This is a genomic window from Bathymodiolus japonicus methanotrophic gill symbiont (assembly GCF_019721995.1).
Taxonomy (GTDB): Bacteria; Pseudomonadota; Gammaproteobacteria; order Methylococcales; family Methylomonadaceae; genus Methyloprofundus.
The window spans coordinates 1-16,100 of record NZ_BLYC01000061.1 but is presented as its reverse complement, the minus strand read 5'-3'; the positions used below and the strand labels follow the sequence as shown (position 1 = coordinate 16,100).

The window sequence follows — 16,100 nt, the reverse complement described above, 5'->3', positions numbered from 1 at the left end:
TTCTTCACATGTCTTTTTACGCTCAACTATAGCTTCATCATAAGCCGCCAACTGGCTCAATGTTATTTGTTCGATTTGCCCTTCTTGTTCTGGCGGATCACCAGCTTGGTATGCAGTTGCTGTGGTAGATAATGCTAAGGCTAATGTACCTATTACTATTTTAGTGTTTGTTTTATTATTTATTTTATTATTCATTCTTCATTCTTCTTATCCTAATTAATTATTACTTACTAAGGGCTAAATATTCCAATTCTACGTCATAGGTTTTCGCCCAATAGGGTCTCAAGATTTCTAAATAGGAGGCAATCACAACTCCTTAAGCTGTTTATTATGCTTTTCTTTTGCCGTTAAAAATGCCTGTTCTAAGGCTTTTAATTTAAGGTTAGTTTCCTCTAAATCAACTACGGGCTCGGGTTTTGCGGTATTAACGTAGCGTGAAATATTTAGATTGAAATCGTTTTTTTCAATCTCTGTCAGCCCTACCTTCCGGGAAGTATCTAATATTGTCTGACCTATTCCTATAACAATTTACTATTTCCTCAATATCGTTTGGATCCCCATCCACCCCCTCCCGTAATCGGTTCTCACGTTTACCTTTTCCAAAGTGGCCTTGGGCGTTGATGAACAAAATATCCTTATCTTTTCTCTCTTTCTTTAGCACCAAAATACATACGGGGATTCCTGTGGATATAAAAAGATTGCAGGGCAGTCCTATAACGGTTCTGTCGCAATAATTATCAGAAGCACAGACCTTCTGGTCTTCAGGCATAACTATCCTGCTAAAGCCATAAACTGCTTATAACTCGATGTTCAAGTTTTTGATATTGAGAAGGTAAAATCAGGTATTCTGAGGTTGTTGTAATTTTATCGGTGTAAGCCCATGTTAATGAATGCCCCAGCCACCGCTGAAAATCATGGAAACGGAGCTTAGCGAAGTGGTGATTTTTAGTCCCTGATAGGCGACAGGGCAATTCGCTGATTCGACGTGTGCTAGCAGCACGCGAGAGGAGCAAGAATTGCATTCCGAATAGCCGTCCAGCCAGTGAGGTAGTAATGACGAAGCGGCTTTTGTGCGTAGTCGTTGCGGACGCAGGGCGTTCAGGGCATCTCCCATCCGCTGCGTAGGTGAGCGAATTATGGCGACAGGAGTCCCGGAATTTCGTGAGGTAGCATGGCGCGCCTGCTTTATCCAAAGCTATATTGACGATTTAAATGATGCGCTCAATCAGCTAAAACCCGGAGCCGCTTTGACACGGATTCAAGCCGCTTGGTTGGGCGCTTGTTTAACGGGCATACTGCTAATGAACTCTGTTTGCTGGGCTAAGTTTGAGCGAGCAAGCCTTGGAGATTGCAAAGTAGCCGCATTATCCTGGGTGTTTCGTAAAGCAAGTATACCCTGGGACTGGTTGCTACGGGTGAGTGTGGCCTTAATTTTAAAACGTTATGGCATTACTGAAGGTGTGTTGGCCTTTGATGAATCAGACCGAGCACGATCTAAGTCTACAAAACGTATTTATAAGGTTTACAAGCAGAAACACAAAGGCTCCGGCGGGTATGTTAATGGACAAACGATAGTATGATTGCTGCTAGTTACCTCATCCATTACAGTGCCTGTCGGTTTTTTCTTTTATATGCCGGATCCAGCCTTAAAGCAGTGGGATAAAGAAGATAAACGGTTGAAAAAGAGCGGTATAGCAAAAAAAGATCGGCCTATTAAGCCTGAACGTGACAGTGCCTACCCGACCAAAACAGAGATTGCATTAGGCTTATTAAAAGAGTTTAAAGTTGCGCATAGCCTGATTAAAATTAAAGGCGTACTGGCTGATGCGCTGTATGGTGAAAAAGCCTTTATGGACGAAGCCGCTAAAGAATCTGGAGGCTCGCAGGTGATTAGCCAATTACGTAAAAACCAAAATCAGGCGCGCCATGCTACCTCACGAAATTCTGGGACTCCTGTCGCCATAATTCGTTCACCTACGCAGCGGATGGGAGATGCCCTGAACGCCCTGCGTCCGCAACGACTACGCACAAAAGCCGCTTCGTCATTACTACCTCACTGGCTGGACGGCTATTCGGAATGCAATTCTTGCTCCTCTCGCGTGCTGCTAGCACACGTCGAATCAGCGAATTGCCCTGTCGCCTATCAGGGACTAAAAATCACCACTTCGCTAAGCTCCGTTTCCCTGATTTTCAGCGTTAGATGAAGAGGGATCAAGCCGTGGCCTGATTCTGAGTCTTTTGTTTGACCATTGCCTTCTCCTTCACCCAGAGCAAATAGCCCGCATTGAAAGCAAACTACCTGCGTATACCGTAGGAAGCTTACAGCGCAAGTCTCAAGTGGATGTACTGCTTGAGTTCATCACGTCATTGCTAGAGTTTCCAGATCCTGGTGATAAGCTGAAAGAGTTAGGTGAATTAATAAAGGATGTGTTTCAGCTGATGCCATCAGGAAAACATATGATTGGCAGAGATTTAGGGCGCTTAGAGCCAACACCATCATTAAAGTATTGTTCTGCTGGGTGAAGGTAAGAGTTTGATGGCAATGGGATGGAAAAACTTGAACATCGAGTATAAGCAGGAATATTTTCCTCAGACAATTGCCCCTTTCGGATGATATGTGCCGTTTGAATTCCATCAATTGTTGCTTGGGCGGAGTGAAACGCTTTAAAGCCCATCATCGGTTTTGTTATTTTTTTGATAAAGCGATGATCCTGTTCGATGATGTTATTCAAATATTTAACTTGTAATATGTCAATCATAGTGGCAAACCCAGCGAGGATTAACAAGAGGTTAATATTGGCTAATCCTGCATAGTTAGCGCCACTTTTATCCATAACGACCTTATCAGGAAAGCCATTATTGTTAATCGTTTGTTTAAAAAATGCGGTTGCAGCCTCTTCATCACGGTGCTCAGAAAGCATGAAATCAAGCGTATCCCCGTGACTATCAACAGCTCGGTATAAATCGGGGAGTCGCTATTTTTGCGAAAGCTTGTTTTGGGCATCCCAGCCCAAGCAAGCAGCAAAAACTTAACGCGACCACTTATGCCTCCGGCGGCCCCGATTCGTCCTCGTCACCTTGTCCCGACCCAACAAGGGGTCGGAACATAGGCTCCAAATGACTTGACGCCGTGTCGGATGGCCTTTTATTTTGTCTCCACCTTCGCTAACGCTCAGACTCCGACAAAATAACGGCCCTACGGCTATCTCGGGGAGTCGCTATTTTTGCGAAAGCTTGTTTTGGGCATCCCAGCCCAAGCAAGCAGCAAAAACTTAACGCGACCACTCAGGCGCGCCATGCTACCTCACGAAATTCCGGGACTCCTGTCGCCGTAATTCGTTCACCTACGCAGCGAATAGGAGATGCTCCAGCCGCCCTGCGTCCGCCACAGACTGAGCACAAAGCAGCTCAGTCATGGCTACCACAAATGGCTCTACGGCTATTCGGGATAAAATTTTAGCCTCCCTCGCGCGCTATCGCGCACTTCGGATTGGCAAATTTCCCTGCGCCTTCTGGAGACTATCAGCCCGTCCGGGGCTGACAGCGGATGTGGATTGGTCTCAATCAAAGGTGATATTTATTTCACCTACCTACACCGTTTACCAAAAGGAGTCTATAAACTTCAAAGACTTACCAATTGAGTTGTGGGAAATAAAGAAATTTGAAAACGACACTGTAATGTATTTTCCAATTAAGGCTAATCAACAAACGGAAAGCATTAACACTATATCAGCTCTCGATTCAACTATATTAACAGTTTCAAAAGAAGTTAAGACCTATACTGAATCAGATCATTTAGATAATAAGCCAACAAACATAATTGAGATTTATGAGAACCTAAAATTAGAAACTTTGGATTTTGGTGAAGTCGTTGTTAAACCAAATAAACAATATATTGCTTTTTTTGGTAATACTCGATGTTCAAGTTTTTCCATCCCATTGCCATCAAACTCTTACCTTCACCCAGCAGAACAATACTTTAATGATGCTGTTGGCCCTAACCCATCTTCGTCACTATTGATGATGTAGTTGTTATAAATCAATTGGTTGAAATTTTAAAAAGTAGCCAGTTGGCACTACAGATTTTGTGTTTTTGTATAAAACGTTGGATTTTTTAGAGTATTTTTGTCGCATGTAAATTACACTCAAATAATGATGATTTTTTTGACAAAAGTCAATGAATTTATCGACAAAAATAATATAAATGGCACTACAAAACTTTCAAAAAAAACACCATTGATTTTAAAGAGAATTTTTCGACAAAAAATCGCTTAAACCGATGAATCAATGGCTTAGAAAGATGAAAGTGACGAAGATGGGCTAAGCGCCCTAAATATCTGCCAATCATATGTTTTCCTGATGGCATCAGTTGAAACACATCCTTTATTAATTCACCTAACTCTTTCAGCTTATCACCAGGATCTGGAAACTCTAGCAATGACGTGATGAACTCAAGCAGTACATCCATTTGAGACTTGCGCTGTAAGCTTCCTACGGTATACGCAGGTAGTTTGCTTTCAATGCGGGCTATTTGCTCTGGGTGAAGGAGAAGGCAATGGTCAAACAAAAGACTCAGAATCAGGCCACGGCTTGATCCCTCTTCATCTAATTGTTTGGCCTCACGCCCCCATCCTTCATAAAGCTTCCAGTCCTCAAAGAAAACCTCAATCAGCCATCTCAACGTATAGGCTTGAATAATATCTTGTGTGCGCCAAGTCAGGTCTGTCGCCACTAAATAGCGATAGTCGTTTTCACCGTCATATTTTAAGGCAATGACAAAGCGTTTTTTACTGTGTGAACTCACCTTTAATCGTGCACTGCTGACAGTCACTTTAATCTCTTTGCCGCCACGTACACGTATTATCTGATCAATGCCTTTGTTAATCGAATTAAAGTAGCTCTCGACTGACCTTATTCTACCTCTATATTCAATATTTTGGTTTTTACTTAATTGGCTAATCACCTGCGAGCCTCCAGATTCTTTAGCGGCTTCGTCCATAAAGGCTTTTTCACCATAAAGCGCATCAGCCAGTACGCCTTTAATTTTAATCAGGCTATGCGCAACTTTAAACTCTTTTAATAAGCCTAATGCAATCTCTGTTTTGGTCGGGTAGGCACTGTCACGTTCAGGCTTAATAGGCCGATCTTTTTTTGCTATACCGCTCTTTTTCAACCGTTTATCTTCTTTATCCCACTGCTTTAAGGCTGGATCCGGCATATAAAAGAAAAAACCGACAGGCACTGTAATGGATGAGGTAACTAGCAGCAATAATACTATCGTTTGTCCATTAACATACCCGCCGGAGCCTTTGTGTTTCTGCTTGTAAACCTTATAAATACGTTTTGTAGACTTAGATCGTGCTCGGTCTGATTCATCAAAGGCCAACACACCTTCAGTAATGCCATAACGTTTTAAAATTAAGACCACACTCACCCGTAGCAACCAGTCCCAGGGTATACTTGCTTTACGAAACAACCCAGGATAATGCGGCTACTTTGCAATCTCCAAGGCTTGCTCGCTCAAACTTAGCCCAGCAAACAGAGTTCATTAGCAGTATGCTCCCCGTTATCCCACTGCTTTAAGGCTGGATCCGGCATATAAAAGAAAAAACCGACAGGCACTGTAATGGATGAGGTAACTAGCAGCAATATACTATCGTTTGTCCATTAACATACCCGCCGGAGCCTTTGTGTTTCTGCTTGTAAACTTTATAAATACGTTCGCTGTCAGCCCCGGACGGGCTGATAGTCTCCAGAAGGCGCAGGGAAATTTGCCAATCCGAAGTGCGCGATAGCGCGCGAGGGAGGCTAAAATTTTATCCCGAATAGCCGTAGAGCCATTTGTGGTAGCATGACTGAGCTGCTTTGTGCTCAGTCTGTGGCGGACGCAGGGCGGCTGGAGCATCTCCTATTCGCTGCATCAGTGTTCCCCTATCAATTGATGCCGTGAGACTAACCTCGCCACAAGAGAGCTCATAAAGCACTGTAAAGACATTCCTGTTATTATTGCGTTTTGAACTGCCCGAATGGTATACGAGCTGATACGAGATATTCTTGCCTGGAAAAATAATGGATTCACAAAACGATCTCGTTTTTGAGCCTGTTGCTGCCTTATCTCCAGAGCCTCGCTATATTTTTTATCCGATGGATGAATCAATTCTGGCTGTTGTGTTTTTGAACTCTCTTCAAACACGCGCATTAAATTATAGCTCATTGCAGTCAGGCGCATTTGATTTTCAAGTGAGCGGGTATTGGAAGACCAAGCTTTAGTTTCCTTGAAATTACTTTTAGTGTTATTGAATGTCTTTTCAATCGTCCATCGCTTGAAATACAGCATGGCAATGGTTCCAGGGTTAATAGTCATTGGCAAGGTTGTCACAAACCGGTGAAGTTTTCCGGTTTCTGGATCACGGTAATCCACCACGTTAAATTTGATGCCCTTGTTTTCGTACACACTGTATGCTTCAACCCCTGTATTGATCTCATGGCGGGAGTCAAAAGGGATAGACTCAACCAGAGTCGCAATTGAATTTTCTTTTAGCATTGAAATCATGTAATTAGCATGTCGTTTCTGCCGATCCCACCAGACAAAGTCGGTGACGGCTTTATCGTAGACATAGAGATGTTTCTGAGAGCTGTTATTTCCCTTGTTTTGCTTTTCAATATGATCTCGTAACACAGGTATTTCTTGATGCCTCTGAGTTCCGTTTGTCACCAGACAAAGAAATCTGAGCAACCCACTTCTGAGATTCAACGCGTAAATCCCCCCAGCCGCATAAACTTTCCCCTTGCTGTTTTTTTCAGTATGGCAGGCATGATCAATAAAATGTCCATCCGCTGCTTCTATGGTGTATTCGTCAAGTTCCGGGAATGCTTTAAGATAATCAATGCCTTGCGACAGCAGTGTTTCAGCGTGAAGATGATAGCTCTGCTGTTCAAATGCCTCAAGCATACTTGTTCGTCTATGCGACTTCAGTGATTTAAAATACGTTGAGTGGGGAAGCAGCTGGCCATAAATCTGTTCATTGGTTTGGAGGAAATGGCGACCACTATCGACTACACTGATACAGCGTAATAACCCAAGGCGAATAAAGTCGATATCCTTCAACTCTGGGCATGAACGAGCCCACAAAGGATGACGCTCTGCTAACAGGGAACGTTCCATACTTTCATTGCAGTGTTGGTGAATATGTTCAGAGAGTGGTAGGTCTTTAAGCATGGGTGATATCCGTTTATGAGGTGATTAAAACGGAAATTTTTAGAAAAATTTTTTCGGCAATTGCAAGCTTTATTTGAAATTATTTGTTGTTTTTTTACGGTGCCTACAGAGTGTCTATTTGCTGTTATAAGTGATTAAAATCAAAAAGATGGAAATATTCGAGTGGTGCTACCTTCAGGTAGGTTATAGGCTGCTTTGTTTAGGTACTTCTTCTTTCAATGGGAACACTGATGATCTCCTGAGGAATCCATGATAGATGGCGCAATAAAAATATCTGCAGCGGCATAATAATCCGGCAATTGTTCATTGGGTAATTTACCCCAGAACCTTAGCTTATTATCTATATCTAATTCCCTGCTAAGCTCCTCTAATGCCTTCCTTTCGGATCCATCACCGATAATCCATAACTGTGTTTGCTTTTTTTGTGCTGCGGAAAGTAAAGCATACGCACTTAGCAAATCTTCAACGCCTTTCTTCTTAACCAAGCGCCCGACAAATAATAAGATCGTAGTCCCTTTAGCTAATTCAGAGCGTAACAACAGGGCATTACCAAAGCCAAATCTCTGGCAATCAATCCCCATAGGAATAATTTCAGGTTGCGCAATATTCCCTAAAAAAGTATTTGCAGTTGCCGAGGTATTACTCGTCCATGCAAAGCAATTCCTCAAACTCCATAGTTTAATTCGGTTGAGCAACGAACCCTGTAGTGCAAAAGCATCACCTCCATGAGCGGTAATAATTACAGGCGTATTAGTTAATCTACCAATCAAACTTGCGATGCTGCCTTGTGGAAAAACCCAGTGAGCGTGGATCAGTGCAGGTTTTAGCTTTTTCACTAATCGATAACAGAGAACAAACTGACTGAGCAAAAAGAAAGGAACTTGAATAAACAGCAATGGATGCGCTTTTACATTAGGCAAAATCCCGGACCCATACGCCAGTTTTTGTAAGCGACGTGGTATAAAGTACTTAAAATAACATCAGTGTTCCCATTGAAAGAAGAAGTACCTAAACAAAGCAGCCTATAACCTACCTGAAGGTAGCACCACTCGAATATTTCCATATTTTTGATTTTAATCACTTATAACAGCAAATAGACACTCTGTAGGCACCGTAAAAAACAACAAATAATTTCAAATAAAGCTTGCAATTGCCGAAAAAGGTTTTCTAAAAATTTCCGTTTTAATCACCTCATAAACGGATATCACCCATGCTTAAAGACCTACCACTCTCTGAACATATTCACCAACACTGCAATGAAAGTATGGAACGTGCCCTGTTAGCAGAGCGTCATCCTTTGTGGGCTCGTTCATGCCCAGAGTTGAAGGATATCGACTTTATTCGCCTTGGGTTATTACGCTGTATCAGTGTAGTCGATAGTTATAGCACCCCAAAGAGTCAAGACAGATTTTTCAACAATCCTTATTCCATATTCCTAAGCCGCTTCATTCTGCTGTTCATTAGCTAAAATACTTTCTCTATATACATTCATTGGTTTTTTATAGTCCAGGGTTTCATGAAACCGTTGATGATTATAAAACTCAATATAGTCATCAACATCTTCTATTAACGCTCTAATTGAACCATATTCATTTAAATAAATACGCTCACATTTTGCACTTCGCCAAAACCGTTCAATACAAATATTATCCGTTGCTCGTCCTTTTCCATCCATAGAAATAGTAATGCCTTTGTTTTTTAGTCGTTGGGTATGAATTTCACTGGTGTATTGACTGCCTTGATCCGTATTAAAAATTTCAGGTGTTCCGTAGAGAGAAAGCGCTTCATCTAATACATCCATAACTAAAAAAGAATCCATTGTGTTTGATATTTTATGGGCGAGCACTGCTTTTGAGTGCCAATCAATAATCGCCGCTAAATAAACCATCCCTTCTTTGGTTTTAATATAGGTTATATCTGTACTCCAAACTTGGTTAGCGTGTGATATATCAAGATCTCTAAGCTTATAAGTATATTTTTTATGTTCTTTTATGGGGATCGTTGTATTGACTTGTTTTACCGCTAATACGGCTTTCAAGCCCATCTGCTGCCGATAACTCGCCACCGTGTTTAAACTGACTTTAAAACCACCTTCAAGCAACTGCTGGTGTACTTTAGCCGCACCATAAATAGGGATGTCTTTAAAAATGTGATTAATCTGAGTTTTGATCTCTTCTTTCTTTTTATTCTCTCTTTTTTTGTAATAGAGATTGCTTCTATTTAATCCTAATAATGCACACTGCTGTGTTAGAGGTAGAGTGTTAAGCTTGGGCTCAATCAACTGTTTTCTATCAGATGAGTCCAAGCTTTTTAGCTTTTTTTCGAGCCACTCCTTTTCAACCGTCATTTTTCCTACGATTTTTGTGAGCATCTCATTTTGTTCTTGAGCTGCTAATAGATCCTCTTTGTAATCTTTAACGGCTTTGGAGGGCTCCATTGCTATTTCTGCATTGTCTAAGAATATTTTTTTCCAGTTTTGTAGGTTCTTAGGTGTGATGTTATTTGCACTGGCAATTTCTTGCAGTGTTTTTTCATTCTTTAAAACTTCTAATACCAACTTGCTTTTAAATTCAGCACTGTAGACCGTTCTTTTTCTGCTCATTTTAATACTCCAATTTTTTACAAATAGTAACTAATTTGGAATAAGATTGCTTTGATTTCTTGTCTGGATTTGCTGGGGGATTATAGTGTCTGGGCATCCCGAGGGAAGCAAGCAGCAAAAATAACTGCGACCCTATGCCGGCGGCCCGATGTCTTTGCATCGTCCCGACCCGACAAGGGGTGGAACATAGGCCTTAAATGACTTGAAGCCATGTCTGAATGGCATTATGTCTCACGCTGCGCAACGCTCAGACTCCGACAAACCTGACGGCCTACGGCTGTATCGCGCATCTCAAAAATCATCAATTCGCTTAACCCATCTTCGTCACTTTCATCTTTCTAAGCCATTGATTCATCGGTTTAAGCGATTTTTTGTCGAAAAATTCTCTTTAAAATCAATGGTGTTTTTTTTGAAAGTTTTGTAGTGTCATTTATATTATTTTTGTCGATAAATTCATTGACTTTTGTCAAAAAAATCATCATTATTTGAGTGTAATTTACATGCGACAAAAATACTCTAAAAAATCCAACGTTTTATACAAAAACACAAAATCTGTAGTGCCAACTGGCTACTTTTTAAAATTTCAACCAATTGATTTATAACAACTACATCATCAATAGTGACGAAGATGGGTTAAAATCTTGGTAAATATGCTTAATGGTTTCAGCTAGAAACGTGCCTGTGCCGGTTGCAGGATCTAGTATCTGTACCTTATGTACTTGTTTATCGACTTTTCCAGGCGGGTGGCTTTGTGTTTACCACGCCCTTTAATCACCGGAACTTCAACTTGTATGGTGGTTTTGCTGGTATCGGCTAAACCTTTAGCTAGCTTAAATTCCGTTTTTAAGATTTCATCTACCGCGCGCACGATAAAGTTCACTACCGTTTCCATCAGTGTTCCCCTATCAATTGAGGCCGTGAAACTAACCTCGCCACAAGAGAGCTCATAAAGCACTGTAAAGACATTCCTGTTATTATTGCGTTTTGAACTGCCCGAATGGTATACGAGCTGATACGAGATATTCTTGCCTGGAAAAATAATGGATTCACAAAACGATCTCGTTTTTGAGCCTGTTGCTGCCTTATCTCCAGAGCCTCGCTATATTTTTTATCCGATGGATGAATCAATTCTGGCTGTTGTGTTTTTGAAATCTCTTCAAATACGCGCATTAAATTATAGCTCATTGCAGTCAGGCGCATTTGATTTTCAAGTGAGCGGGTATTGGAAGACCAAGCTTTAGTTTCCTTGAAATTACTTTTAGTGTTATTGAATGTCTTTTCAATCGTCCATCGCTTGAAATACAGCATGGCAATGGTTCCAGGGTTAATAGTCATTGGCAAGGTTGTCACAAACCGGTGAAGTTTTCCGGTTTCTGGATCACGGTAATCCACCACGTTAAATTTGATGCCCTTGTTTTCGTACACACTGTATGCTTCAACCCCTGTATTGATCTCATGGCGGGAGTCAAAAGGGATAGACTCAACCAGAGTCGCAATTGAATTTTCTTTTAGCATTGAAATCATGTAATTAGCATGTCGTTTCTGCCGATCCCACCAGACAAAGTCGGTGACGGCTTTATCGTAGACATAGAGATGTTTCTGAGAGCTGTTATTTCCCTTGTTTTGCTTTTCAATATGATCTCGTAACACAGGTATTTCTTGATGCCTCTGAGTTCCGTTTGTCACCAGACAAAGAAATCTGAGCAACCCACTTCTGAGATTCAACGCGTAAATCCCCCCGGCCGCATAAACTTTCCCCTTGCTGTTTTTTTCAGTATGGCAGGCATGATCAATAAAATGTCCATCCGCTGCTTCTATGGTGTATTCGTCAAGTTCCGGGAATGCTTTAAGATAATCAATGCCTTGCGATAGCAGTGTTTCAGCGTGAAGATGATAGCTCTGCTGTTCAAATGCCTCAAGCATACTTGTTCGTCTATGCGACTTCAGTGATTTAAAATACGTTGAGTGGGGAAGCAGCTGGCCATAAATCTGTTCATTGGTTTGGAGGAAATGGCGACCACTATCGACTACACTGATACAGCGTAATAACCCAAGGCGAATAAAGTCGATATCCTTCAACTCTGGGCATGAACGAGCCCACAAAGGATGACGCTCTGCTAACAGGGCACGTTCCATACTTTCATTGCAGTGTTGGTGAATATGTTCAGAGAGTGGTAGGTCTTTAAGCATGGGTGATATCCGTTTATGAGGTGATTAAAACGGAAATTTTTAGAAAAATTTTTTCGGCAATTGCAAGCTTTATTTGAAATTATTTGTTGTTTTTTTACGGTGCCTACAGAGTGTCTATTTGCTGTTATAAGTGATTAAAATCAAAAAGATGGAAATATTCGAGTGGTGCTACCTTCAGGTAGGTTATAGGCTGCTTTGTTTAGGTACTTCTTCTTTCAATGGGAACACTGATGGCATAATTAGTCTTTCGTCACTTTATAGCACCCCAAAGAGTCAAGACAGATTTTTCAACAATCCTTATTCCATATTCCTAAGCCGCTTCATTCTGCTGTTCATTAGCTAAAATACTTTCTCTATATACATTCATTGGTTTTTTATAGTCCAGGGTTTCATGAAACCGTTGATGATTATAAAACTCAATATAGTCATCAACATCTTCTATTAACGCTCTAATTGAACCATATTCATTTAAATAAATACGCTCACATTTTGCACTTCGCCAAAACCGTTCAATACAAATATTATCCGTTGCTCGTCCTTTTCCATCCATAGAAATAGTAATGCCTTTGTTTTTTAGTCGTTGGGTATGAATTTCACTGGTGTATTGACTGCCTTGATCCGTATTAAAAATTTCAGGTGTTCCGTAGAGAGAAAGCGCTTCATCTAATACATCCATAACTAAAAAAGAATCCATTGTGTTTGATATTTTATGGGCGAGCACTGCTTTTGAGTGCCAATCAATAATCGCCGCTAAATAAACCATCCCTTCTTTGGTTTTAATATAGGTTATATCTGTACTCCAAACTTGGTTAGCGTGTGATATATCAAGATCTCTAAGCTTATAAGTATATTTTTTATGTTCTTTTATGGGGATCGTTGTATTGACTTGTTTTACCGCTAATACGGCTTTCAAGCCCATCTGCTGCCGATAACTCGCCACCGTGTTTAAACTGACTTTAAAACCACCTTCAAGCAACTGCTGGTGTACTTTAGCCGCACCATAAATAGGGATGTCTTTAAAAATGTGATTAATCTGAGTTTTGATCTCTTCTTTCTTTTTATTCTCTCTTTTTTTGTAATAGAGATTGCTTCTATTTAATCCTAATAATGCACACTGCTGTGTTAGAGGTAGAGTGTTAAGCTTGGGCTCAATCAACTGTTTTCTATCAGATGAGTCCAAGCTTTTTAGCTTTTTTTCGAGCCACTCCTTTTCAACCGTCATTTTTCCTACGATTTTTGTGAGCATCTCATTTTGTTCTTGAGCTGCTAATAGATCCTCTTTGTAATCTTTAACGGCTTTGGAGGGCTCCATTGCTATTTCTGCATTGTCTAAGAATATTTTTTTCCAGTTTTGTAGGTTCTTAGGTGTGATGTTATTTGCACTGGCAATTTCTTGCAGTGTTTTTTCATTCTTTAAAACTTCTAATACCAACTTGCTTTTAAATTCAGCACTGTAGACCGTTCTTTTTCTGCTCATTTTAATACTCCAATTTTTTACAAATAGTAACTAATTTGGAATAAGATTGCTTTGATTTCTTGTCTGGATTTGCTGGGGGATTATAGATTTTCAGCTTCTTGGTGTAGCTCTAAATAAATTCGGTTCATAGCTTATAGGGAGTTATTAACTAAAGGAACAGGTACGTTGTCAATTGTACCATTCGTCCATTAATAGTATCTAATGTGCAGAAAGCACTTCGAAGCGTTTTTCTATTAATAAGGAACCACCAATGAACCATGATGATTTAGAGTATATCCAGCAGGTAATTTCAAGCTTTAAGCAGTGCATTTTGAGTAATGTTGCTTATACGGGGCGTGTAGATCAGGAGTTTCAAATTCCATTTTCAGAGATAGAGGCCAAGACAGGGCGGAACAAAACTGATCCTAGCTTAGTGAGTCATTATTTAAAGTATTTAGAACAAGAAGGTATAGACGCTGAATTTGATGCTGAATTTCGTATTGTTGTCTCCGTTGATTTAGATACATTATTACTTAATCCATCTGAAGCGCAGGCTTTGTCGGATGCACGGAATGCTTATCAAATGCAGCAAGTTTAATAGAAAGCTCCTTCAGTCATTCGCTGACTGAAGGAGCTTTTGCCGTCTGTTTTATTGAATCGCTAGAGTACATAATCATCATAGGTTTGTTGCTCTTCTTCCTGGCTAATACCAAGATAGCGCAGTGTGACTGCTTCACTGGAATGGTTAAGGATCTTGCTGATCTTTGCCACAGGAACGCCCGCATCAAACAGTACCTTACCTCTGCTTTTGCGCATGGAGTGGGTGCTGATCTTTAGACCGTGAATCTCACCGGCTTTTTTAAAGGCTCTACCAACACTAACAGAAGTAACGGGCTGATCCTTGGTGGCTCGATTGCTGTGTGATTGGAACAGGTAAATATCATCAGGCCATTGCTCGTGTCTTTTATTGACCAAATCAATGACGACTTCATTTAGCCGCAAGGTTTTAGGCTTTTGGGTTTTACCTTCCACCAGGGATAAGGTTCGCTTCTCTAAATCCAGATCAGCAAATTTTATGTCTAACAAATCGCCTATGCGTAATCCTAAGTTACCGCCTATTTTCCAGGTGTCGGCATAAAGAGAATTTGTGTGATGTCTCAATAAGGATTTATGGATCATATTGAACTCATCTTGGTCGGCTGCATTGACGGTGGCCATGTTTCAATCCTATGTTGTAATTTATTTAAATTTGATTAATTTACAACTATTATAAAGTGAATTTTTAGGATGTCACATTTTACGGGGGGTTCTAAGTCGCTTTATTCCATAAAGCAACTTAGAGTTGAATTTTAACAAGCCTGAATTCAAGTCATAAGTGCATAGCCCATTAAATTTCTGACATTTATTCCAGTCAATTTTTCAAAAACTTCATAGGGTGTTTTAAAATCTAAGCATTTTCTTGGTCTGCTATTTAGTTTATCAACAGCATCGAAAACCTGTTTAATTGTTACGCCTGTTAACTCCATTGCTTTTGGAAAATATTGGCGTAATAAACCGTTAGCATTCTCATTTTGTCCTCGTTCCCATGAATGATATGGCTTGGCAAAATAGGTGCTGCATTTTAGCTCTTTTGCCAACTTTTCATGCTGGGTAAATTCTTTCCCATTATCGAAAGTAATCGTCTCTACAAAACTCTGTATTGGCTTAAATAAGAGAAGCATTGCATCCTTTACAGCTTCCGCTTTTTTACCAGCCAATGGAAAGGCCAGTCTGAGCTTTGACTTCCTATCATCTAAGGTCACAATCGCTCCTTTATGGTTTTTTCCAATAATAGTATCCGCTTCCCAATCACCCACTCGTTCACGCCTGTTTGCCACATCGGGTCTTTCATCAATATCAACTCTGTTAGGTATTCCCGTTCGGTTTCGTGCATGACCGTAACGTTTTCGATAGGTTTTATTCTGGTGTCTGAGATATTTGTACAGATGACCTCCTACTTTTTTATCGACCAATATATAGTGGTAAATTGTTTCGTGGTGAAGACTTATAATTCCATCACTTTTTAGCCTGCCAGCTATCTGTTCTGGACTCCAGTCTTCACGAAGATAATTTTCTATCATCGCCTCTATATAGCCAGTCAATTTAGTCGCTTTAGCTTTGTAATCCCCCAGCAAATCCAGACAAGAAATCAAAGCAATCTTATTCCAAATTAGTTACTATTTGTAAAAAATTGGAGTATTAAAATGAGCAGAAAAAGAACGGTCTACAGTGCTGAATTTAAAAGCAAGTTGGTATTAGAAGTTTTAAAGAATGAAAAAAACACTGCAAGAAATTGCCAGTGCAAATAACATCACACCTAAGAACCTACAAAACTGGAAAAAATATTCTTAGACAATGCAGAAATAGCAATGGAGCCCTCCAAAGCCGTTAAGATTACAAAGAGGATCTATTAGCAGCTCAAGAACAAAATGAGATATGCTATCACAAAAATCACGTAGGAACATGACGGATTGAAAAGGCGGTGGCTACGAAAAAAAGCTAAATAGAGCTGGACTCATCTGATAGGACAAACAGTGATTGAGCCCAAGCTTAACACTCTACTCTAACACAGCAGTGTGCATTATTATGATTAA

The 16,100-nt window shown here is 40.4% G+C and carries 19 protein-coding genes and 3 pseudogenes; 7 read left to right on the top strand and 15 right to left on the bottom strand.

The window, feature by feature from the left end; translation table 11 throughout:
* The 3 genes from K6984_RS27565 to K6984_RS27555 form a co-directional block, all read right to left on the bottom strand.
* On the bottom strand, nt 1–195 hold a 195-nt coding region (locus K6984_RS27565), incomplete at its 3' end, for a hypothetical protein (protein ID WP_221898269.1).
* A 268-nt stretch (nt 196–463) separates the two neighbouring features.
* Nucleotides 464–769 (bottom strand): N-6 DNA methylase, encoded by a 306-nt coding sequence (locus K6984_RS27560; protein ID WP_230988318.1) that lies wholly within the window; start codon nt 767–769, stop codon nt 464–466.
* Between the two features lie 114 nt (nt 770–883).
* Nucleotides 884–1,114 (bottom strand): hypothetical protein, encoded by a 231-nt coding sequence (locus tag K6984_RS27555; RefSeq protein WP_221898268.1) that lies wholly within the window; start codon nt 1,112–1,114, stop codon nt 884–886.
* On the opposite strand from K6984_RS27555, the gene K6984_RS27550 reads away from it, so the two are divergent.
* From K6984_RS27550 to K6984_RS27540, 3 genes are read left to right on the top strand one after another with little or no spacing between them, the layout of a single operon-like run.
* Nucleotides 1,071–1,580 carry a hypothetical protein gene (locus K6984_RS27550; RefSeq protein WP_221898267.1) on the top strand — a complete coding sequence of 170 codons (510 nt, stop codon included), beginning with the start codon at nt 1,071–1,073 and terminating at the stop codon, nt 1,578–1,580. The two genes, K6984_RS27555 and K6984_RS27550, sit on opposite strands and share 44 nt — an antisense overlap.
* On the top strand, nt 1,581–2,204 hold the full coding sequence (locus tag K6984_RS27545; protein ID WP_221898266.1) for a transposase: 624 nt from the start codon (nt 1,581–1,583) through the stop codon (nt 2,202–2,204).
* A gap of 34 nt (nt 2,205–2,238) precedes the next feature.
* Entirely contained in the window at nt 2,239–2,523 is a 285-nt protein-coding gene (locus tag K6984_RS27540) for a hypothetical protein (protein WP_221897526.1), read from the top strand.
* Between the two features lie 47 nt (nt 2,524–2,570).
* Here the strand turns inward: K6984_RS27540 and K6984_RS27535 are convergent.
* A pseudogene (locus K6984_RS27535) lies at nt 2,571–2,963 on the bottom strand (IS6 family transposase); the annotation flags it as partial.
* Between the two features lie 18 nt (nt 2,964–2,981).
* Here K6984_RS27535 and K6984_RS35225 point away from each other — a divergent pair.
* Both K6984_RS35225 and K6984_RS27530 read left to right on the top strand, forming a co-directional pair.
* On the top strand, nt 2,982–3,110 hold the full coding sequence (locus K6984_RS35225) for a hypothetical protein (protein WP_263458596.1): 129 nt from the start codon (nt 2,982–2,984) through the stop codon (nt 3,108–3,110).
* A 304-nt stretch (nt 3,111–3,414) separates the two neighbouring features.
* Nucleotides 3,415–4,029 carry a hypothetical protein gene (locus tag K6984_RS27530; RefSeq protein WP_221898265.1) on the top strand — a complete coding sequence of 205 codons (615 nt, stop codon included), beginning with the start codon at nt 3,415–3,417 and terminating at the stop codon, nt 4,027–4,029.
* Between the two features lie 181 nt (nt 4,030–4,210).
* Here the strand turns inward: K6984_RS27530 and K6984_RS27525 are convergent, their stop codons facing one another.
* The 5 genes from K6984_RS27525 to K6984_RS27510 form a co-directional block, all read right to left on the bottom strand.
* The gene (locus tag K6984_RS27525) at nt 4,211–5,476 is read right to left on the bottom strand and encodes a transposase (RefSeq protein WP_221898264.1); all 1,266 of its coding nucleotides are present in this window, start codon (nt 5,474–5,476) and stop codon (nt 4,211–4,213) included.
* 50 nt (nt 5,477–5,526) lie between these two features.
* Entirely contained in the window at nt 5,527–5,649 is a 123-nt protein-coding gene (locus K6984_RS35220) for a hypothetical protein (RefSeq protein WP_263458899.1), read from the bottom strand.
* Between the two features lie 4 nt (nt 5,650–5,653).
* Nucleotides 5,654–5,905: a hypothetical protein gene (locus K6984_RS27520; protein ID WP_221898263.1), complete on the bottom strand. Its 252-nt coding sequence runs from the start codon at nt 5,903–5,905 to the stop codon at nt 5,654–5,656.
* 15 nt (nt 5,906–5,920) lie between these two features.
* Complete coding sequence (locus K6984_RS27515) at nt 5,921–7,219, bottom strand: transposase (RefSeq protein WP_221893851.1); 1,299 nt, start codon at nt 7,217–7,219, stop codon at nt 5,921–5,923.
* 215 nt (nt 7,220–7,434) lie between these two features.
* Nucleotides 7,435–8,139 carry a glycosyltransferase gene (locus K6984_RS27510; RefSeq protein ID WP_221898262.1) on the bottom strand — a complete coding sequence of 235 codons (705 nt, stop codon included), beginning with the start codon at nt 8,137–8,139 and terminating at the stop codon, nt 7,435–7,437.
* A 290-nt stretch (nt 8,140–8,429) separates the two neighbouring features.
* Here K6984_RS27510 and K6984_RS27505 point away from each other — a divergent pair, with 290 nt between their 5' ends.
* A complete protein-coding gene (locus tag K6984_RS27505; protein ID WP_221898261.1) occupies nt 8,430–8,687 on the top strand; it encodes a hypothetical protein in 258 nt (85 codons plus the stop codon).
* Here the strand turns inward: K6984_RS27505 and K6984_RS27500 are convergent.
* From K6984_RS27500 to K6984_RS27490, 4 genes and pseudogenes are all read right to left on the bottom strand, one after another.
* Complete coding sequence (locus K6984_RS27500; RefSeq protein WP_087870166.1) at nt 8,655–9,821, bottom strand: IS3 family transposase; 1,167 nt, start codon at nt 9,819–9,821, stop codon at nt 8,655–8,657. The genes K6984_RS27505 and K6984_RS27500 overlap by 33 nt on opposite strands.
* Nucleotides 9,822–10,456: 635 nt before the next feature.
* Nucleotides 10,457–10,704, bottom strand: a pseudogene (locus tag K6984_RS31790) (hypothetical protein); the annotation flags it as partial.
* A gap of 8 nt (nt 10,705–10,712) precedes the next feature.
* Nucleotides 10,713–12,011: a transposase gene (locus K6984_RS27495; RefSeq protein WP_221894571.1), complete on the bottom strand. Its 1,299-nt coding sequence runs from the start codon at nt 12,009–12,011 to the stop codon at nt 10,713–10,715.
* A gap of 310 nt (nt 12,012–12,321) precedes the next feature.
* Nucleotides 12,322–13,488, bottom strand: a complete 1,167-nt coding sequence (locus tag K6984_RS27490; RefSeq protein ID WP_087870166.1) for an IS3 family transposase — start codon at nt 13,486–13,488, stop codon at nt 12,322–12,324.
* Nucleotides 13,489–13,798: 310 nt separating this feature from the next.
* On the opposite strand from K6984_RS27490, the gene K6984_RS27485 reads away from it, so the two are divergent.
* Complete coding sequence (locus tag K6984_RS27485) at nt 13,799–14,065, top strand: hypothetical protein (RefSeq protein ID WP_221898260.1); 267 nt, start codon at nt 13,799–13,801, stop codon at nt 14,063–14,065.
* 62 nt (nt 14,066–14,127) lie between these two features.
* On the opposite strand, the gene K6984_RS27480 is transcribed toward K6984_RS27485, so the two are convergent.
* Both K6984_RS27480 and K6984_RS27475 read right to left on the bottom strand, forming a co-directional pair.
* A complete protein-coding gene (locus K6984_RS27480) occupies nt 14,128–14,685 on the bottom strand; it encodes a tyrosine-type recombinase/integrase (RefSeq protein WP_221898259.1) in 558 nt (185 codons plus the stop codon).
* Between the two features lie 146 nt (nt 14,686–14,831).
* Nucleotides 14,832–15,626, bottom strand: a pseudogene (locus K6984_RS27475) (IS30 family transposase); the annotation flags it as partial.
* Nucleotides 15,627–16,100 lie beyond the last annotated feature (474 nt).